At 43.2% G+C, this 20583-nt stretch carries 20 protein-coding genes, 1 tRNA gene and 1 pseudogene; 15 read left to right on the top strand and 7 right to left on the bottom strand.

Going from position 1 to position 20583, the window contains the following annotated elements; translation table 11 throughout:
• Positions 1-107: 107 nt before the first annotated feature.
• Positions 108-572 (bottom strand): hypothetical protein, encoded by a 465-nt coding sequence (locus Len3610_RS11145; protein ID WP_176448011.1) that lies wholly within the window; start codon positions 570-572, stop codon positions 108-110.
• Positions 573-742: 170 nt separating this feature from the next.
• Between Len3610_RS11145 and Len3610_RS11140 the strand changes: the two genes are divergently transcribed.
• The 5 genes from Len3610_RS11140 (at position 743) to Len3610_RS11120 (ending at position 7408) form a co-directional block, all read left to right on the top strand.
• Positions 743-1087, top strand: a complete 345-nt coding sequence (locus tag Len3610_RS11140; protein ID WP_176448010.1) for a nucleotidyltransferase substrate binding protein — start codon at positions 743-745, stop codon at positions 1085-1087.
• A 268-nt stretch (positions 1088-1355) separates the two neighbouring features.
• Positions 1356-2354: a TAXI family TRAP transporter solute-binding subunit gene (locus Len3610_RS11135; protein ID WP_176448009.1), complete on the top strand. Its 999-nt coding sequence runs from the start codon at positions 1356-1358 to the stop codon at positions 2352-2354.
• Positions 2355-2450: 96 nt separating this feature from the next.
• Positions 2451-4409: a TRAP transporter permease gene (locus Len3610_RS11130; protein WP_176448008.1), complete on the top strand. Its 1959-nt coding sequence runs from the start codon at positions 2451-2453 to the stop codon at positions 4407-4409.
• 527 nt (positions 4410-4936) lie between these two features.
• A complete protein-coding gene (locus Len3610_RS11125; RefSeq protein WP_176448007.1) occupies positions 4937-6331 on the top strand; it encodes an alanine/glycine:cation symporter family protein in 1395 nt (464 codons plus the stop codon).
• A 174-nt stretch (positions 6332-6505) separates the two neighbouring features.
• Positions 6506-7408 carry a hypothetical protein gene (locus tag Len3610_RS11120; RefSeq protein ID WP_176448006.1) on the top strand — a complete coding sequence of 301 codons (903 nt, stop codon included), beginning with the start codon at positions 6506-6508 and terminating at the stop codon, positions 7406-7408.
• A 281-nt stretch (positions 7409-7689) separates the two neighbouring features.
• On the opposite strand, the gene Len3610_RS11115 is transcribed toward Len3610_RS11120, so the two are convergent.
• Positions 7690-7762, bottom strand: a tRNA-Ala gene (locus Len3610_RS11115).
• A gap of 288 nt (positions 7763-8050) precedes the next feature.
• On the opposite strand from Len3610_RS11115, the gene Len3610_RS11110 reads away from it, so the two are divergent.
• The 9 genes and pseudogenes from Len3610_RS11110 to Len3610_RS11070 all read left to right on the top strand — a co-directional run bounded on the left by Len3610_RS11110 (position 8051) and on the right by Len3610_RS11070 (position 16209).
• Entirely contained in the window at positions 8051-8818 is a 768-nt protein-coding gene (locus Len3610_RS11110) for an alpha/beta hydrolase (RefSeq protein ID WP_176448005.1), read from the top strand.
• Positions 8819-8841: 23 nt separating this feature from the next.
• Complete coding sequence (locus Len3610_RS11105; RefSeq protein WP_176448004.1) at positions 8842-9780, top strand: MBL fold metallo-hydrolase; 939 nt, start codon at positions 8842-8844, stop codon at positions 9778-9780.
• A 234-nt stretch (positions 9781-10014) separates the two neighbouring features.
• The gene (locus Len3610_RS11100; protein WP_176448003.1) at positions 10015-11004 is read left to right on the top strand and encodes a LacI family DNA-binding transcriptional regulator; all 990 of its coding nucleotides are present in this window, start codon (positions 10015-10017) and stop codon (positions 11002-11004) included.
• On the top strand, positions 11004-11900 hold the full coding sequence (rbsK, locus tag Len3610_RS11095; RefSeq protein WP_176449637.1) for a ribokinase: 897 nt from the start codon (positions 11004-11006) through the stop codon (positions 11898-11900). Before Len3610_RS11100 ends, rbsK begins: the two co-directional genes overlap by 1 nt.
• Positions 11897-12292: a D-ribose pyranase gene (gene rbsD, locus Len3610_RS11090; RefSeq protein ID WP_176448002.1), complete on the top strand. Its 396-nt coding sequence runs from the start codon at positions 11897-11899 to the stop codon at positions 12290-12292. The genes rbsK and rbsD overlap by 4 nt, the downstream gene beginning before the upstream one ends.
• Positions 12293-12312: 20 nt before the next feature.
• Positions 12313-13829, top strand: a pseudogene (locus Len3610_RS11085) (sugar ABC transporter ATP-binding protein).
• A gap of 49 nt (positions 13830-13878) precedes the next feature.
• Positions 13879-14754, top strand: coding sequence for an ABC transporter permease subunit (gene rbsC, locus Len3610_RS11080; protein ID WP_255259897.1), 876 nt, complete (start codon positions 13879-13881; stop codon positions 14752-14754).
• 22 nt (positions 14755-14776) lie between these two features.
• Positions 14777-15721, top strand: a complete 945-nt coding sequence (locus Len3610_RS11075; RefSeq protein ID WP_176448000.1) for a D-ribose ABC transporter substrate-binding protein — start codon at positions 14777-14779, stop codon at positions 15719-15721.
• Positions 15722-15951: 230 nt separating this feature from the next.
• Positions 15952-16209 carry a hypothetical protein gene (locus Len3610_RS11070; RefSeq protein ID WP_176447999.1) on the top strand — a complete coding sequence of 86 codons (258 nt, stop codon included), beginning with the start codon at positions 15952-15954 and terminating at the stop codon, positions 16207-16209.
• Positions 16210-16312: 103 nt separating this feature from the next.
• Here the strand turns inward: Len3610_RS11070 and Len3610_RS11065 are convergent, their stop codons facing one another.
• The 5 genes from Len3610_RS11065 to Len3610_RS11050 all read right to left on the bottom strand — a co-directional run bounded on the left by Len3610_RS11065 (position 16313) and on the right by Len3610_RS11050 (position 19866).
• Positions 16313-17554, bottom strand: coding sequence for a J domain-containing protein (locus tag Len3610_RS11065; RefSeq protein WP_176447998.1), 1242 nt, complete (start codon positions 17552-17554; stop codon positions 16313-16315).
• Between the two features lie 13 nt (positions 17555-17567).
• Positions 17568-19004: an Hsp70 family protein gene (locus tag Len3610_RS11060; protein ID WP_255259570.1), complete on the bottom strand. Its 1437-nt coding sequence runs from the start codon at positions 19002-19004 to the stop codon at positions 17568-17570.
• 12 nt (positions 19005-19016) lie between these two features.
• Positions 19017-19319, bottom strand: a complete 303-nt coding sequence (locus Len3610_RS20945) for an Hsp70 family protein (RefSeq protein WP_255259569.1) — start codon at positions 19317-19319, stop codon at positions 19017-19019.
• Positions 19316-19594: a hypothetical protein gene (locus Len3610_RS11055; RefSeq protein WP_176446154.1), complete on the bottom strand. Its 279-nt coding sequence runs from the start codon at positions 19592-19594 to the stop codon at positions 19316-19318. Before Len3610_RS11055 ends, Len3610_RS20945 begins: the two co-directional genes overlap by 4 nt.
• A 77-nt stretch (positions 19595-19671) precedes the next feature.
• Entirely contained in the window at positions 19672-19866 is a 195-nt protein-coding gene (locus Len3610_RS11050; RefSeq protein ID WP_176447997.1) for a hypothetical protein, read from the bottom strand.
• Positions 19867-20117: 251 nt separating this feature from the next.
• On the opposite strand from Len3610_RS11050, the gene Len3610_RS11045 reads away from it, so the two are divergent.
• On the top strand, positions 20118-20393 hold the full coding sequence (locus Len3610_RS11045) for a hypothetical protein (protein ID WP_176447996.1): 276 nt from the start codon (positions 20118-20120) through the stop codon (positions 20391-20393).
• Positions 20394-20583 lie beyond the last annotated feature (190 nt).

The following is a 20583-nucleotide window of genomic DNA, read 5'->3' as shown; positions in this document are numbered from 1 at the left end:
GCCAGCAGAGATAAGAAACCTGCACATGAACTATGGATGTGCAGGTTTCTTTTGCTAGGAACCATTCAATCATAGTTAGTATATAGGACAAAAATTATTAATGCTATCTATAGCACGATATGAAGTGCAACCAAAAAAAACAGGGTTATTCCCAGCCATATATGAATCATTCGTTTTCGGGCAGTGGAGCGATAAAGCCGCATCCAGCCACTGGTGACCATCGCTATCAAAACAATTCCTGCCAGGAGCCCGCTTAATAGTTTTATATTTTGCCAGCTGAAACCGGATAGATTAACAATCAGAGCAGCGTGAATCAATACCAGTATAAGTGCTGTTGTGCCAATCCAGCGATGGAAAGGCACTATTTTCCTGGATAGTCTGGCGAGTTTTATTTTTGTTTGACGATTGTCAGTGTTGCGGATGGTTGAGAAAACAGCATGCCGTGTCCAATTAAACAGGAAAAGTAACAGTCCCAGAGCACCGAATAAAATGTGCAGGGACATGTTATTTTCAGCTATTTTCCATAGACCTAACCCGAGTAAAAGCACGTTTAAATAGAACCATTTGTTCATCGTATCCTCCAATTACATGGACTGTTAACAGCTTGATTATATCACGCGTCTGCAGTTATTTGTGTGGTCGATGTCACAATTCCCCACCTCATAATTATCTGGAAAAACGTTTGTTGTCTGATTAAACTTCACTTATAATGAAACCAAATACGATGAGAGGGGATTTTGTGATGAATTCCTCAAAAAATAGCCGATGGAGACAGCGCTTTGAAAACTTTGAGCGATCATATAAGCTTTTGGAAAAATATACAAATCAGACAATTGATAACGAGCTGGAACGTGCTGGAATCATTCAATTTTTCGAGATGACATGTGAACTTTCCTGGAAAGTCCTTAAAGATTATCTGGAAACAGAAGGGTTTATTGTCAATAGCCCGCGTCAAACCATTAAGCAAGCCTTTCAAAGTGGACTGATTGACGATGGTCATACATGGATAAAAGCTTTAGAAAAACGAAATCTTTCAGTTCACACCTATGACGAGACGCCCCTTTTCTATCATTTCTTTCGATTGTAGGAATGAGATAGTAACCCGTTTTTTGGAACGCCGAAAATACAGTATCCACCTTTCAATTGTAAGTTAACCAAACAGTTTTGGCATAACCAGAAAACAGTTGTTAAATTTCAAAACTTTAGTATTTTTGAAATAAACTGTTGATTATTTACCATAATAGAGCATATAATGAACTAAAATTGGACAGCGCTATCAGTCATTGCATTTATTTTCACTATTTAACGTGTCGTTGAAAGCGCTGTCAACACTACAGAGAGGAGAGGGGATGCGAATGCGAAAGAAACAAGTGGTAAGTATCATATCATTGTTGTTTGGGGTGACGCTGCTGCTTGGTGCATGCGGGGGCGGCGGGAATAATATTGCGATTGGGCCGCCTGCCAGTGAGACAAACTCGGCTTCACAATTAATATTTGATGCTTATGACATTGGAGAGGACGACTACAATGCGTATCAAGAGGGATTTGGTGATGCAGCTGACGGTGTACAGGACGGCAATATTGATGTATCAATTGGTATTTTAGGCATGCCGGCCGGAAGCATCGAAAATTTGCAGGCATCAGCAGGGGATGTCAAATTACTTGGGTTGTCCGATGAAGCGATTTCGCATATTGAGGAAAACAGCGGTTACAACCAGTTCACCATTCCGGCAGACACATATGCGTTTCAGGATTCCGATGTGAATACAGTCGCCGCACGTGCTATATTGATGGGCAACACAGAAACAATTGACGAAGAACTTGGGTATGAGCTAGCCAGGATTATGGTGGAAAGTGCCGATGAAAATACACACGCACAGTCCGAGGAAATGACGATTGAAAATGCATTGGAGGGTTCGGAAGGTTTACCGATTCATCCAGGAGCAAAACGGTATTACGAAGAGCAAGGTGTAACGGTCGAAAATGAGGTTGCCGATTTGCCGGCAGATGAGTCAGATCGTAAAAGTGAGCTTGTTCTGGGTACGGGAGGCCAGGGCGGCACTTACTATCCGCTTGGTGGAGAGATGGCGAACGTATGGAATAATCATCTTGACGGCGTGAGTGTGACCAATACGGAAACAGGTGCATCCGTTGAAAACTTGTCCAGCATTCGTGATGGCAATATGGATCTGGGCATGACTGTTAATGTCCCGGCAATTGACGCTATGAACGGTGAAGGCGATTTTGAGGATGCCCAAGTTGACAATGCTGCCTTTATCGGCCATATCTATCCGGAGATTGTCCAAATCGTAACACGTGAAGCAACAGGTATTGAAAGTTTTGATGATCTGTAATAACCGTTAACATTTTCCAAAATTGATCGAGTGGAGATGGATTTTCTGTGAATGGTCCATCTCCACTTTCAAATCTTCCAAAGAAATGGTGATGGTATGAGCAATCAATCTAATGCGGATACACAGGAAATGTTGACGAAATATGATAAAGAAAGTCAATCGCGAATTAATCTTGGGAAATGGGCATGGATCGTTATGTTTTTGGGTGTTGCCTTAACCCTTTTCCATTTATATACAGGCTATTTCGGCACACTGCCATCGCAACAGCAAGGTGCTATTCACTTAGGGACAGCGCTTGGGATTATTTTCTTGCTTTTCCCGGCGAAAAAAGGATTGCAGAAAAAGCAGAAAAACGTTCCCTGGTATGATGTGATACTGGCATTTATGGCGATGTATGTGACGTATCATAAAATTTTCTTTTTTGAATCCATATTGCAAAGCAGAATTTCCGGCTATAGCCCCATTGATATTGTACTGGCTATTATTGGTGTATTGCTTGTTCTGGAAGCAACACGGCGCACGGTCGGGCTTCCGATTGTTATTGTAGCAAGCATCACGCTGTTATATGCGATTTTCGGAAACTATATTCCGACAGACGTTTTATCCCATCCTGGCTTTTCTCTGGACGCAGTGGCAACAGATTTATGGTTTCAGGAAAGTGGTGTATTTGGAACACCTATTCAAATCTCCTCGAAATTTATATATTTGTTTCTCTTTTTTGGTGTCTTGCTCATTCACACGAATATCGGCAAAATTTTTAATGATATGGCATTTGCGCTGACAGGAAAGTATACCGGTGGAACCGCCAAGGCAGCGGTGGCAGCAAGTGGTATGCAGGGCATGGTTTCAGGAAGTTCAGTTGGCAACACGGTCGCATCGGGATCGTTTACCATACCGATGATGAAAAAAGCCGGATTTAAACCGGAATTTGCTGCTGGAACCGAAGCCTCCGCTTCAACAGGTGGCCAAATCATGCCGCCGTTAATGGGTGCTGCGGCCTTCATTATGATGGAATATTTAGGCGTGCAATACTCAACGATTATGCTGGCCGCGGCGATCCCGGCAATATTATATTTTACAGGTATCTTTATCGGGACGCACTTTGAAGCCAAAAAACTTGGTATACTGGGGCTGCCAAAATCCGAATTGCCGGTTTTCAGGACGCTGTTTATTAAATATGGCTATTTATTGCTTCCATTGCTGATGATCATTGGAACGATTTTAATTGGGTTCACCCCTCAGCGTGCTGCGTTGCTCGGTATTGTTTCTGCCTTTTTGGTCAGCTTTATTCGCAAGGAAACCCGGATGTCCCTGCGCGAGATTATTCATGTGCTGGAGCAGGGGGCAAGGGTGGCACTCCCGGTCATTGCAGCTGTTGCGACGGCAGGAATTATTGCGGGAGTTGTCAGCATCACCGGACTTGGATCCAAGTTTGCTGCCGGAATCATCGCTTTATCCGGTGGTATTCTGGTATTGGCACTCATTTTCACCATGATTGCCTGTATTATACTGGGCATGGGACTTCCGACTACAGCCAATTATGTTGTGACCGCGACAGTTGCAGCCCCTGCGCTAATTAATGAGTTCGGGATTGAGCCGATTGCTGCGCATATGTTTGTGTTCTATTTTGGCATTGTTGCGGATATCACCCCGCCGGTCTGTCTCGCCGCATATGCGGGGGCAGGCATTGCCAGAGCAAATCCATTCAAGTCAGGGGTAACAGCTGTCAAATTGGCTATTGCTGCGTTTATCATCCCGTATATTATCGTTTATAATCCGATCCTTGTACTGGTGGACGTGACCGCGGTGAATCTTGTCATGGCCGTCATTACAGCTGTCATTGGCATGATGGGAATCAGCAGTGCCATGATTGGGTACTTTGCCAGAAAATCAAGAGCTTGGGAACGGCTCGCATTGTTTGCGGGAGGCTTATCGCTCATTCTTCCTGAGTTCGTAACGAATGTGGTTGGCATAGGACTCATTGCAGCGGTATGGTTCATTCAAAAACAGCGGAAAGATGATGATGCGGGAGGTCTTAAAACGGCTGAAGCGTAATTTTTACAGAAAAACCAAGCATTAAGAAAAACTCTAGGCTGAACTCGTCTTTTCAGAGGTCAGATACCGGAAGTCAGACTTGAAGAAATCGGTGAATTAGCTAATTTCAGATTGAAATGTCCCCTGAACTTGAGATGATATACTTTCTTAACTTTTAAAAAACAGATCAGCAGCTGCCTGCTGATCTGTTTTTTTAGTAGAGAAGAATTATTAAGATGGAGCTATCGGGTTCGAAGCGGTGACCTCATTAGCACGATTAACAACAACAAAATATTAGAATTTGCTGGAAGTAGGAAATTTCTGTTTATTCGTTATGTTATTGACGAATTTTGACGAATTATATAATATTAGATTTATATTGTCTGATAATTGTCGTTTTTGATAACGGTTTATTTTGAGTAAATGGTTACTGGAGAGGTGGTTTATTTGGAGGCATTTTAATGTAAGCGATATCTAAGATTTTGCTTTATGAAAAGCGTTTTCATTTCATTTATCGAATCGTATTAAAGTCATAGGAGATGGGATATTTGGTAGATATATTAAATAAGATAAACGACTTTCTTTGGGGAGCACCCAGTTTAATTTTGCTTGTTGGAACCGGTATCTTTCTAACAATTATTTTAAAAGGGATGCCATTTCGCAAGCTGACATATGCTTTAAAACTTGCCTTTGTTCCCGACAAAAAGGATTCGAGTGCTGAAGGAGACGTCAGTAACTTTAAGGCGCTGATGACTTCGCTTGCCGGCATGATTGGCAACGGTAACATCGCTGGGGTAGCGACGGCTATTACACTTGGTGGACCGGGAGCGCTCTTTTGGATGTGGGTTGTCGGACTGCTTGGAATGGCAACCAAATACTCAGAGGCATTACTCGCGCAAATTTATCGGGTAAAAAATGAGAATGGTGAATATTCCAGTGGACCGATGTATTATATCGAACGCGGGATTGGCAAGAAGTGGAAGCCTCTAGCTGTCGCATTCGCTCTTTTCGCGGCAATTGCTGCACTTGGAACCGGAAATGGTGTCCAGTCAAATACCATTGCTGATGTCATGGATAATAGTTTCAATGTCACCGGTTGGATTACAGGCTTACTGCTCGTTGTTCTGGTTGGTCTTATCATTTTTGGTGGTTTGAAGCGCATCAGTAATGTGGCTGGTGTATTCGTACCAATTTTAGCTGTTTTATATATTGTTGGTGCTCTATTAGTTTTAATCGTTAACTATGATAAAATTCTCCCGGCATTCGGGTTGATTTTTGAACATGCCTTTACCCCTGTTTCTGCAGCTGGCGGTTTTACAGGCGTTGTCGTCAGCCAGGCAATCCAGCAGGGTGTCTCAAAAGGAATATTCTCCAACGAAGCCGGTCTGGGTACCGTCGCACTAATTGCTGGTAACGCGAAGACAACACATCCTGTGAGGCAGGGACTTGTTGCGATGACAGGTACGTTCATTGTAACGATTATTGTTTGCACCATGACTGGTCTTGTTCTGCTTGTTACTGGTTTCTGGGATCCTTCTGGAGGACTTCTCTCCGGCGTACAACATGATCCCAGCCTTGAAGCAGGTGCATTAACCAGTGCCGCATTTGGATCAGCGCTCGGGGTGCTTGGTGAATATATCGTGTCCATTTCCGTTGTGTTCTTTGGATTTTCCACGATTATCGGCTGGTATGTCTATGGAGCGAAGTGCTTTGAATATTTATTCGGTTTAAAATATCTATCTATTTACGGTGTGCTTTATATTGCTTGTACGTTTCTTGGCTCAGTAGCCGACTTATCACTCATGTGGACGATTGCCAATCTGACAAATGGGCTTATGATAATACCAAACCTGATTGGATTATTGCTGCTGTTTAAAGTCGTTAAACGTGAAACAGAGAATTACTTTGCAAATCCGGTAGAAAAAAAACAACTAGCTAAATAGAAAAAAATGATAAACTTTCAAAAGTCGATTATTTTTGAGGTTTAAGAGGGGTATCAACCTGTACAACACATGTTATGTAAAGCGGACCAAAGGGAATTGCGAGTTATTTACGTCTTTTTAACATTTTGTTACATTTACATTATCGATAATTTCCAAAGGGGGGATAGTAGTTAAATGAAAAAGAAAATTATTGCAGGAGCTTCGGCGGTTGTTGTCGTTGCGTCAACGTTTGGAATCGCCCAGATTTTTGCAGGGGGAAACGAAGACGAAACCGCACTAAACAACGGTGAAACGAAGGAAACAAAGGACGCCCCCAAAGTTGAAAACGTTGATAGTGCAAAAGAAAAATCTAAAAGCGAACAAGACGACTTTAAGGAAGTACAAGTGGCAGATTTAGCAGAATTAGAGGGCGAAAGGTATACGAACGACCAAGGCGAAGAAATGTTGAAAGTGAAAGGTACGCCACCCATAAACGTTGAAGAATATAAGGATTCTTTAAAAAACACGGACGAAAAGGTTTCCGATTTCATAGCGGAACAATCGGAAAGTTTTTCGGAACAAATGGACTACTCAAAATGGAAACAAACGGGTTATGACGAAGGGTTCAATTATTATTTGAAGGCGCAAGAATTTACCGAAGCAAAGGACAATACAAATTTTCATATGGGGAAATTAAACAAAACGATTCAAAAGGATTTTGTAAATATTGGACATATGAAAACCCTTATCAATCATATGCAATTTGCTCGAACGTCGCACCTTGGTCATCAAGGACAAGCGAAAGAAGACGTTGAACGTTCCGACCAATGGAAGGAAGCACCCGAAGAAATGCGGCAGGCATATGAATATATCAAGCAAATCATTCACGACCTTGACGTTGCCTTGAACCATGACGGGGAAGGCGAAACATATGGCGTTACATATACATTGAACGGTGACAAAGCTTCGAAAGTTGAATCGTTTTTCAATAACCCTAACCAATACGAATGCGACGGGAATTTTCCCGTCGCGATTTATTTACCCAATCGTAAAACAAGATATTTGCTTCATTGTCAGCGCCACCGTTCTTCTATTTAATTTACCCGCAAGTCCCCCGAAGAAATATTCGTTTAACAGAGTTAAATGGCTTTGTCGCTTGGATGACAACACTCGCTAACGATTCCAACCTCTTCAATGCTTTGTGGTGACCTGTTTTCCTTTCCGTTTATCATTAGACAATAAAAAAACACGCCCTCCTCGAAAGGACATGTTATTTGAAGACCCTTCGCCATATGTTGTGAAGGGTATTTCGCTTCCGCTAAGTCAACGCATAATAAAACACCATAACCATTGTCATGATGTAATTTCAGATAATATGATGGAGCATGTCGGGCTCGAACCGACGACCTCATCGCTGCCAGCGATGCGCTCTCCCAACTGAGCTAATGCCCCGTCTGATTCCGATATTTATTATAGTCATTTTTTAGCTGATTTTCAAGGGCTAAGTGAATAAACATTTTAATTTTAATTTTCTGTCCAGGGATTATTACCCGGGAAATAAATGTCAACTTAAGTCGAAAACCGAAATCAGGGAGTAATTCCGTATGTAATCGGATGTCCCTCCCTCCATTCCAGTAATTCATTAAGATGGTAGATTGGCAAAGTTTTTGATTGTAATTTTCAGACATATGTATTGGATTATGTTAAAATTAACAGTAATAAATCAAGGAAGGTGATTGGATGGCAGATACATATCCAGTTATGTCAGAAGCCGAGGAATTCTATTATCCGGGTAACAAAACAGGGGTGCTTGTCATACATGGTTTTACAGGAACAACACAAAGCGTGCATTTTCTTGGTAAGCAGTTGGCCGAACAAGGGTTTACGGTATTTGGTCCGCGGCTGGCCGGGCATGGAACTGACCCGGAGGATATGGAGGGAAGTACATATCAGGAGTGGATCCAAACGGTAGAACGAGGATTGGAAAAATTACAGGCTACTTGTGAGGAAGTGTTTGTGACCGGTTTGTCCATGGGTGGAACATTAACACTTTATTTGGCAGCGGAACATCCTGAGATAAAAGGCATTATGCCAATAAATGCTGCAACCCATATGCCTGATATGATTGAGAACTATGAAGCCCTGAAAAATACAGGAACACGGTTTGTAGAAGGCATTGGGTCAGATATCAAACAGGAGGGCATAGAGGAATTGGCTTATCAAGAAACCCCGGTTAAGTCGATGAAAGAGGGTATCGATTTGTTTGAAATGGTTCGGGGGAAACTTGCGGAGGTAAATACACCTGCTATGATTTTTTCATCTGCTGTGGACCATGTCGTTCCACCGGAGAATTCACGGGAAATCTATGAATCAATCTCGTCAGATGTACGTGAATTTGTCATGCTGGAGAACAGTTATCATGTTGCAACGCTGGACAATGATAAAGAGCTGATAGCAGAGAAGTGTATTGCGTTTATCAAGGAGATACAAAGAGCTAATGATTTTTAGTTATGGATTGGAGGTGGTCTAAAATGCTGGAAGAATACGGATTAAAATGTATAACACTGGATTTGCCATTCCGCCTTGATCATGTTAATTGTTTTCTGGCTGAAGGTGAACATGGTTGGACTGTTATCGATACAGGCCTGCATAACGAACAAACCGTGAAACGATGGGAAGAAGAGCTGAGCGGAAAGGATGTAACCGATATTATCGTAACACACTATCATCCGGATCATTTCGGCTATGCAGGCGGACTTCAGCTCAAACACAATGCGCGCGTTCACATGACCGATATTGACTTCCAGGCTGCAACAAAAGCTTGGGATCAACCGTTTTTGGATACACTGTCACAAAATTATTTGCTGGCGGGTATCCCGGAAGACACAGCGGAAGCGATGCTGACGAATACAAAAGATTTTGTCCCATTGGTGATCCCATATCCGGAAGTGAATCAATTTTTGCAGGATGGTGACACCATTTCAATTGGTAAGCACCATTTTGAAGTGATTGCGACACCGGGACACTCGGATGGCCTGGTTACGTTTTATAATCATGACAATAATATGCTTCTGTCGACAGACCATATTTTACCGAAAATCACACCGAATATTTCGTATTGGTTTCATGGTGAGCCGGATCCGCTGGCACGCTATTTGGAGTCATTGGACAAAATTAAGCAACGTGATGCAGATTTTGTTGTGCCCTCCCATGGTGAGCCGTTTTTTGGCGCGAATGACCGGATAGAGGAAATCAAGTCACACCATGATAAACGACTGGATCAGACATTGTTGGCTATTGGCAGCGGTGCTTCTATTTATCAAATCTCTCAGCAGTTGTTCCGAAAGCGTTTGACTGTACATGAGATGCGATTTGCGGTTGGCGAAACGCTCGCACACCTCGAATATTTACGGAATAAGGGTGAATGTCACCGGGAATTAAATGGTGGGACGTATTGGTATTATTTGTAGGAATCAATTACTTCGGCGGGCCTAATGGTTAATGTAAAACTGGTAGAAACCTGAAATCTTTTCCTTGATTGATTCATGTCTGCCAGTCTGTAATTTAATTTTCAATTGTCTATTGACAACTTAATGTAACCGCTTTATTATAGTGTGTAACGGGTTACATAACAACTTGTGTTTTTTTATTTAAATGTGTAACCCGTTACACAACATTAAATAACTTACTGAAAGGGTCATCATATGGCAACAATCCGTGATGTCGCTGAACTCGCTAAGGTTTCAACAGCAACGGTTTCCAGAGTCATTAACAGCAATGGCTATGTGAATGATGGAACGAAGAAGCGGGTCAAAGAAGCAATCGAACAATTAAATTACCTGCCGAATGATGTGGCACGCAGCTTGTTCAAGGGGCAGTCAAAAATGATCGCATTGTTTGTGCCGGATATTACGAATCCCTTTTTTCCGGAGCTCGCCCGTGCTATTGAAGATGTTACGAATAGGCATGATTATACCTTTGTGCTTTGCAATACAGATAATGATATCGACAAACAAATGGATTATTTAAATGCACTGCAGCAAAAATCGGCTGACGGCTTTATTATCGTTTCGAGTTCACTGAGGGAAGAAGATCTACAGCATATTCAGGTACCAATCGTGGCACTTGACCGGATCATAAGCCCCGACATTTCTTCCGTTACCGTTAACAATCGCAGTGGCAGCGTGCAGGCGGTTCAATATTTGAAATCGATTGGCTGCACGCGGATTGCACATATTGCCGGACCGGAACATGTGGATAATGCTGCGCTTCGTTTGAGAGGTTATCTGGATGAGGTGAAGCATGAAGATTGGTTTAACAGTGATTATGTGGTGTCGGGTGCTTATAATTTTGACGTTGCCCGGGAAGCAGCCATAAAACTGCTCACCAACTATCCGGAAATAAACGGCATCTTTGCCGGGAATGACTTAATGGGAGCCGGTGTGTTAAATGCAGCGGCTTCTGTAGGAAAAAAAGTGCCCGATGATCTGGCCGTGGCAGGGTTTGACGGCATTGCCATCGGCGGGACGTTAACGCCAACACTGACAACAATGGCTCAGCCGATTTATGACATTGGTGCGAAAGCGGCTGAAATACTTATGACACAGATCCAGTCCGCTGAGTACGGTGTTGCAGCAGAAGAATTGACTGTTCGGCTTATTGAACGTCAATCAACATTGAAAGGAGGGGTATGATGACCGCCAAACCGAATGTATGTATTATAGGCAGTATTAATATGGACTTAATGGTCACAACCGATAAAATGCCGCTGCAGGGTGAGACCGTTCAGGGTCATGACTTTTTTACCAATCCGGGCGGCAAAGGGGCCAATCAGGCGATTGCTGCGGCTCGAATGGGAGCAAATGTGAATTTCATCGGAGCAGTTGGAGAGGATCCCTTTGGCCAATCGCTTCTTGCAAACTTTGAAAACGAGCATATTCAAACAGAGGGGATTGAGACGGTTCAGGATACAGCTACTGGAACAGCTACGATCATTTTATCGGAAAATGATAACCGTATCATTTTTGCTCCGGGTGCCAATAAGCATGTGACGCCCGAAGTTGTCGCTAAACAGTGTGACTTAATCAAAAACAGTGACATCGTATTACTGCAGCTTGAAGTACCGATGGAAACGATTGTAAACACCGTGGGCATTGCCGAACCGAATGGTGTCCCTGTTATTTTGAATCCTGCACCGTTTCAGCCATTGCCGGAAAAAGTCCTGGAAAATGTTTCTTATTTGACGCCAAATGAAATTGAACTCGCATCGATGAAAGAAGATCCACTATTTGAGTCCATTCAGGAAAAGCTGATTGTGACGCGTGGTGATGAAGGTGTTTCATTTGCAGACAAAGGCGTTAGCCGGGAAATCGAGAGTCATAATGTTCAAGTGACAGACACAACCGGTGCCGGGGATACATTCAACGGTGCATTGGCTGCAGAACTCGCCGCTGGGGCCTCATTGGAGGATGCAGTCATAAATGCAAACGCTGCAGCAGCCTTATCGGTTTCGAAAGTGGGTGCACAAGTCGGGATGCCGACAAAACAAGACATCCAGGAATTTTTACAGGAAAGGAAAATGTCCGAATGAAGAAAGCTGGCATCTTAAACCGTGATATCGCCTCGGTACTGGCTGGAATGGGACATACTGATACGCTCATCATTGCGGATTGCGGGCTGCCAATTCCGGATGACACAGTGGTTGTTGATCTATCATTAAAGCTTGGGACGCCGGACTTTTTGTCTGTACTTGAAGCCGTTGCAGAGGATATGGCGATTGAAGACATGACAATGGCTGAAGAAATCAAAACAGCAAATATGTCATTGCACAACCAGGTGACATCAAACTATGCGGGCATCCCAATTCAGTATATATCGCATGAAAATTTTAAACTAGAAATCAAACAAGCAAAAGCAGTGATCCGAACGGGAGAAGCAACACCGTTTGCGAATGTGATTTTAAAATCCGGCGTGATTTTCTAAAAGAAAGAGGAGGTGACATGATGACGAATACACCATTTGCAGATATGCAGGAAATCAGCAAATCATTTTCCGGCAACCAGGTATTAAAAAACGTGAATTTCTCAATTAATAGAGGAGAGGTTCACGCGCTGGTCGGGGAAAATGGTGCCGGTAAATCAACGTTAATTAAAATACTGACCGGAATCCACAAGCGGGATAAAGGTGTTATTAGGCTTAACGGGCATGAGGTCGATTTTTCCCACCCGAAACAAGCTGAGCAGAATGGAATCATGGTGATCCATCAGGAATTGAATATCATTCCGCACCTGACTGTTACCGAAAACATGTTTCTCGGTAAAAATATCACCTATGGCAAAACCGGTATTTTGAATACAAAAGCAATGCGAAAACAATGCGAGGCTAATCTGCAAAAGCTGGGGGTATCGAATATCGATCCAGATGAAATTGCCGGCGATTTATCAGTCGGCAAGCAGCAAATGATTGAAATTGCCAGGGCGATCTCAACGAATGCTGAACTGATTGTGATGGACGAGCCGACTGCTGCACTGACAGACCGTGAAATTGAAAACCTTTTTGAGGTTGTTGAATCATTACGAAAGCAAGGTGTCGCAGTGATTTACATTTCGCACCGGATGGAAGAAATTTTCAGGATTTGTGACCGTATTACCATCTTGCGTGATGGGGAGTACATCGGTACAGAAAACACTGCTGATGTTGACTTCGATACCATTGTTAAAATGATGGTCGGACGTGAACTGGGGGACAGGTTCCCTGAACGCGACCACAATCCCGGTGATGTCATCTTTGAAGTGAAAAGCCTGGCTGGAAAAGAACTGTTTAAAGATATCAGTTTTTCAGTAAGAGAAGGCGAAATACTGGGAGTTGCCGGGCTAATGGGAGCCGGACGCTCGGAGATTATGGAGGCAATTTTCGGGTATGCCGGAAAACAGAACGGCCGTATATACTTGAATGGTCAGGAATTAACCATTAAACATCCGTCAGATGCGATTAAGGCAGGCATTGGTTTTATTACGGAGGATCGGAAGTCTAAAGGATTACTGACTGACTTCTCCATAGGCGATAATATTTCATTGACAAACATGAAATCGATTTCCAATAATGGTGTGATTTCAGCAAAAAAAGAACACCGATTGATTGCCGCATTAATGGATCGGTTAACGGTTAAGGCAACCGGTGCAGAACAGGAAACGAAAGCATTAAGCGTGGTAACCAGCAAAAAGTCGTTATTGCCAAATGGCTCGGCATTGAACCAAAACTGCTAATTCTGGACGAGCCAACCAGAGGTGTTGACGTTGGTGCCAAGAAAGAGATTTATAACATCATGAATGAATTAACCAAAAATGGTGTGTCTATCATTATGGTTTCCTCGGAATTGCCGGAAGTATTGGGTGTCAGTGATCGGATTATGGTGATTCATGAAGGAACAATCGCAAAAATAATGAACCGGGATGAAGCTGATCAGGAGAATATTATGACAGCAGCTGCAGGAGGTGAGCAAGTTGAAGTGGAAGGATAATCTCTTTAAGGATTTTTCCAAATTGGGGCCGTTAATTGGACTCATCATTATGGTAATATTTCTTGGCTTTATGAGTGATAGCTTTTTTACACTGGATAATATATTAAATTTGCTGCGGCAAGTATCTGTTAACGCCCTGATAGCATTTGGCATGACATTTGTTATTTTAACAGCAGGCATTGATTTATCGGTCGGTTCCTTGCTTGCGCTAGGAAGTGCATTAACAGCAGGACTCCTGGCAGGTGGCATGGATCCGGTGTTGGCAGTTTTGCTGGGACTTTTAATCGGATTAGGTCTGGGGGCCATTAACGGTCTGATCATCACGAAAGGAAAAGTGGCGCCATTTATTGCGACACTTGCTACGATGACGATTTACCGCGGCGCAACACTGGTTTACACTGACGGGCGACCAATCACCGGACTGTCAGACAGCTTTACATTTGAAATGATTGGGCGTGGCTATGTTTTTGGTGTTCCTTTTCCGGTCATTTTAATGCTTGGTGTTTTTCTGATTCTTTACTTTGTACTCAGAAAGACTGTGTTTGGCCGTCAAGTGTACGCAGTCGGCGGTAATGAAGAAGCCTCAATCCTATCCGGTATTAAGGCGGACCGGATCAAAATAGGCGTTTATTCCCTGACCGGAATGCTATCCGTTCTGGCCGGCATCATTTTGACAAGCCGGCTCAACTCGGCGCAGCCAACCGCTGGGGAAATGTTTGAACTGGATGCCATTGCAGCGGTGGTTATTGGCGGCACAAGTCTTATGGGGGGACGCGGACGTATCACGGGTACATTAATCGGTGCCTTGATTATCGGCGTTATCGACAATGGTCTGAATCTGATGAATGTCTCGTCTTTCTATCAGCAAATTGTAAAAGGTGGCGTCATTCTGCTCGCTGTATTATTGGATAGAAAATCTAAATAATTAGTTTTAAGGAGGAATTTCAATGACTCAGTGGTTGAAACGAATGGGGATTTTGGCAGTATTGCTGTTGGTTGTCAGTGCTTGTACCACAGAAAGTCCTGGCTCAGATGAGGGAGAGGACGCGTCATCTGAGGGAGGCTCAGATGACTCGGTGAAAGTCGGCCTTTCCATATCCACTTTAAACAATCCGTTTTTTGTCACATTGCGTGATGGTGCTGAAGCTGCGGCAGAAGAAGCGGGTTATGAGATTGTCGTAACAGACGCCCAGGATGATGCGTCGTCACAATTAAGTGACATTGAAGACTTGCTGCAGCAGAATATTGATGTGCTCCTCGTCAATCCTGTTGATTCTGAAGCTGTGGTCACAGCAATTGAATCCGCTAACTCACAAGATGTGCCGGTTATGACAGTTGACCGCAGTGCTGATGGCGGTGACGTTGTAACGCACATCGCTTCAGATAACGTTGCAGGTGGCGAAATGGCTGGTGAATTTATTGCCGAGGAGCTTGGTGAGAGTGGCAATATGGTTGAACTGCAAGGTGTACCAGGTGCATCGGCAACAAATGAACGTGGAGAAGGTTTCCATAATGTTGTTGATGAAATGGATGATTTGGAAGTCGTTGCCCAGCAATCAGCAAACTTTAACCGTTCTGAAGGTCTGAATGTGATGGAAAATATTATTCAGAGTACCGACGAGATCGATGCTGTATTTGCCCACAACGATGAAATGGCGCTTGGTGCAGTCGAGGCACTCGAATCAAATGGTATGCTGGACGATGTGACGGTTGTCGGTTTTGATGCAACAGATGATGCTGTCGCAGCTGTTGAAGAAGGAACATTGGATGCGACAATTGCTCAGCAGCCGGTATTAATCGGTGAAAATGCGATTGACGCAGTCGGTTCTGTTGTCAGTGATGAATCGGTTGATGAGTTTATTCCGGTTGAACTGGAGTTTGTAACAGAATAATGGCGGGTTGAGAGGTCACTTCACCTTGGTGAGGTGGCCTATTATATATCCAGGGAATAGTGTGATAAACTTTTTTGTAAGTATAATAATACTGACTGATATCACCAATTGTTCAGATTGTTGTAAAAAGATGATTAGGATTTGATTATTTACTTCAGGTTCCGAAAGATTTATCCAAAAAATTAGCGGACGATATCATCCCGTATGTGGGAAAGGAGGTTGCACAAAAAATGGAGGCAGAAAAAACAAATCCGTCGCAAACATTGGCAGAGATTTTTGTCGAGTTGAAGGAAGAGGGATGGGAAAAAGGTAAAGAAGAAGGAAAAGAGGAAGGAAAGGAAGAAGGAAAAGAAGAAGGCAGGAAAGATGCGCTGAAACACGTCGTTCAAAAGTTAATACGTCAAAACTACTCCGATAAGCAGATTGTGGAAATAACAGATTTAAAGCAAGAGGAAGTAAGGGAATTAAGAAAAACATCAGAGGAATAGTTTTGCAAACGAAATGATCTGATGATGCGATTGATTTTGTAATACAACCACGAAAAAGGAAACCGCAATGTGCCGGTTTCCTTTCAATTACACCGTGGACAGGTCACATCAGTTTCTTCAAGCCCCTTTTCATTTCACGGTTAAAGTTTTTTGTTAGATCTTTATATAAGTCATCCCACTGCGGCTTCAAATGATTATATAGACCAGGGTAGGATTTTTGCAATTTCAGGATCCCGGCTGCGAAGTATTCCTCTTCTTCCTCGAGGTCAGCTAAGAAATCGTTCGTGAAGAAATTGCTCATTTCCAAAAGAAGCGGATGCGTCACGTCTTCAATATACCAATGGACTGTATAATAAATAACCAACGGGAAAATTGATTCATCTGATAACAGTCGCTGGAACTCCTTGTCTATTCGGGCTAACTTTTTGATTTCCTTTAAGTCGTCTTTTATATCCTCATAGGGCGGTTTGACAATTTTTGCAAAGTCAAGGAAAACTTCCGCCTTGCGATAGCTTTGCCGATCATACATTTCCTCGTATTCTTCCAGGAGTTCATAAAATGCCTCTTCCTGATCCTCTTCGTCCTGCAAATTTTTCAGGAATTTACGGAAACGTGCCTGGACCTTTGATAATTTCGACCAGTTTTCCGATTGGAGGATGACCAGGAGCCAAACGAGAAACCTCGAAAGATCCAAAATTGACTGATTATGTTCCGGTGGGAGGTTTTGCTCAGCTGTATCGACGGCTTTTTCCTCATCACCCACTAATAGATAGGCGATCGTTAAGCCCTCAGCTAAATTGCTTGTGTTCTCCGAAAAACGGCTGATTCCTTCTTCAAAGAACTTTACAGATTCGTTCATGTATCCTTTATCGAGCAGTTTCCGTCCAAAGGTTCCATAAATTTCTGCAGGCGTGAGCATGTCATCCTCGTCAAGAACAGGTGAAGCTAATAATTTTTCCAGCATTTCATAAGCCGTATCCAGATTATCCAACCCGATGGAAGCAAACATAAGTCCTGTCTGACCGGAAAAGTTATCCGGATCAACGTGTAACACATCCTGGTAGACTTGCCCGGCTTTTTTATAATTTGCCTGATTGTGAAGTTGACTGGCTTTATCCAGCATTTTTTCGATTTTTCCGCCATATTTCCTTGAAATGTCGTACTGTTTTCGTTTGACTGGGTCCTTTAGCGTTTCATAGGCTTCGCGAATTTTTTCGAATTGTTCCGGATCTGTTTCAGGCGGATGCGCTTTGACAGCTTTGATATATTTTTCCTTAATTCGCCGCTGGCTGATCTTAGCAGTCGTTCCTAATAGTTTATAGTAGCTTTGCTCTTCACTGGACATGCAATTTCCCTCCCTATAACTCTAGCTCAATTGCCAGGTCAATGGCATGTTCGATTGCTTCGTTCAGACGAATGGGATCGTTTGCTTGGATGGCGTTCTCCAATTCACTGATGGCATCCTGCAAACCATCGTGTTCCGACCGTCCGGCAAGCTCATCCGAAAAACGGGTTTTCCATTCTTTTGCCTCTTTTTGCAAATCGTCATGGGACGCTTCCTGATCCGTTGCTTCTTCATCCCAATTAAATAAATCCAGTTGTTCATCGATGTCGTCTTCATCCACTTCATAAGCTGCTTCGATTTTGGCCAGGCTGTCCTCGAATGCTTCCTCGGAGCTCCGGTCTATGGCGTCATCAATCGTGACGGTCATTTCATTGTCGGATGACGCATTTTTGGCTGTCACTTCCAATATACCGTTTAAGTTGTAGCGGAATGTTACATTGACAGCCTCATTTCCTGCAGGTTTTGGCGGCAATCCTTCCAGCAAAAATTCATTAAGAAAATAATTGTCTTTTACCCAATCATTTTCGCCTTGATAGATTTCAATATTAACCGCTGTTTGATTGTCCACTGATGTATAATACGTTTCGGTGCGTGTCACCGGAATCGTTGTATTTCGCGGTATCAATTTATGGAACGCCCCAGGTTTGATGCGGCGGCTGGTATCATCCAACACTGCAATTCCCATGGAAAAAGGTGCCACATCGGTCACAATGAAATGGCTGTTTTCAAGGGCGCCTGATTTAATCCCGGCCTGTACTGCTGCGCCTAATGCTACAGCTTCATCGGGGTTAATATCGGACTTCGGTTCACGTCCGAAATAATCCGATATGAGCTGGTGTACTTGCGGAATTCTGGTTGAACCGCCTACCAGGATGACGTTATCAATATCATTTTGTGTAAGATTAGCATCGGCCAGAACCTGTGTCAGTTTGTCACGTGTTTCATGCAGCAACGGTTCTATCAGACTGACAAATTTCTCACGGGTCAATGTGAGGTCGAGACCAATTGGTTTATTCCCGCTGACGGTAGCAACAGGGATGGAAACGTCGGCAGATTCATTGAATGACAGTTGTTTTTTCACCTTTTCAGCTTCCTCTTTTAAACGTGCCTTTGCCCGCACATCATCCCGAGGGTCGATTTTGTGCTCATCCAGGATGTGTTCTGCAAACCAGTCCACCAAAAGCCAGTCAAAGTCTTCCCCGCCTAACTGGTGGTTACCGGCAGATGCTTTGACTTCAAGAATACCGTCCAGCAGCTCAACGACCGAGACGTCAAATGTGCCGCCGCCAAGGTCGTATACGAGTATATGCGTATCGTCCTGCATATGCTGGATACCATAAGCAAGTGCGGCAGCTGTCGGTTCATTGATGATTCGTTCAACCGTGAATCCGGCAAGTTCACCGGCTTTTTTCGTTGCCTGGCGCTGTTGATTGGTGAAATAGGCAGGCACCGTAATAATCGATCAGAGATTTCTCCGTGTAAATGACTTATTGCCGAGAGGAATCGTTTTTTCGTCACCCATGTCCCGTTTTACAGCAGCTTTCGTATGTTCCGGCATGGCGACTAAAGCACTTCTGGCATCTTCTCCGACAATGATTTTTCCATCGGGATCACGCAATACGACAGATGGCAGCATAGGCTCATCATGCTTCATCGGAATGATGTTCGGCTTTTGTTTGTATATATAGGCTGCCGCCGAGTTGGTTGTTCCCAGTCGATCCGATAATCGGCCGGAATGATTGATTGTTTGTATTGATTGCGTCATTGTGTGTTTCCCCTGACTGTTGTGACGTGAGCTTTGCGGATAATGTCGCCTTTGTTGAAGGCAAAGCCCCGTTTATGGACAGTGATGATTTCATAAGGCCGAAGCTGATTATTTTCCGCCGGGATTGACTCAACCGATCGGCCAAGTTTCGGAATCAAAGATGTCCCCTTCCCAATGTTTCGGTCAAACCAAAATTCTTCAAGTGTCAGCAATAAGAATCGGTCCATTTGCTGAATGAGCCGGACCACCGAATCAGCTGTAAGTTGTGAAAGCAATGTCCATATCATCGATTTGTTTAATCAGGTTTTCGACAACGCGCTTTGAATCAGCTATTGTCGCGTTGGCCTGATGTTCAGTAACCATTGTCAGATATCCAGTTTGTCTTCCGTCGTTTACCTGACTTATATTGCAGTCTGGTCATTTTCTGCAGTTGCTTGTCCATTTCCGCGATTTTTTCCTCAGTTGCTGCTGTTTGTGTTTTTAGTTGGTTGATGTCTTCAGATAGTTGATCTGATTCTTTGTCTTTTTTCCAAAAAAGCCAACCCATGAGTGCTGTTTTCTCCTTTCCATCCAGGATAACGTAAACCTCAGTGTGAATCTTAATCCAGTTACAAGCAGATGAAAATTTCTTTCTTTATTTTAACAGATTCACGGTTCTTCTGTTAGATATTTAACGAAATTTGTCGATAATGTGTCTGAAAATAAGTATAGAATGTGGCAGGTGAAAAGACTAGTGTATAAATTTTTATCAAAGTGAAGTGTGATGTGAATGAAAAAACTTTTTCTCGGGCTTGTCTCATGATACGGTTCTTCTGCCAATTGTCTTCCCGAAAGCTTTCAGCCAAACCAATTGAAGGCGAAACCGAGCGGCACAATTGGCAGGAATACAGCACCCATACGAAACGTCGAAAGCTGGATCACATGAATATACATACTGGAAACTTTATCGAAAGAACGCGAACATGTGATGTTTCACATGAACTAAAATCAGTTGTCTATTATTGTGATGTACATGATCATACACATTCCGAAATTTTTCTTGAAGATACCGTTCATAGTGAAGAGCATGAATAGATCAGGCGTATAGGGGACTGGCGCCGATTTGGCCATGCGATGAATTGTGTCAGATTGCGTTTTCACATCGGTTTATAGTAAACTGGAAAATAGGTTTGATTCTATTTTTTACGGGAGGTTATACGATGGTACTACCTTATAAACATGAACCATTCACTGATTTTAGCGATAAGCAAAATCGTGCAGATTA

It is taken from the genome of Lentibacillus sp. CBA3610 (genome assembly GCF_013373365.1).
Classification (GTDB): Bacteria; Bacillota; Bacilli; order Bacillales; family Amphibacillaceae; genus Lentibacillus.
Note: the sequence above shows the minus strand (reverse complement) of the source record. Positions and strands in the feature narration are given on the sequence as shown.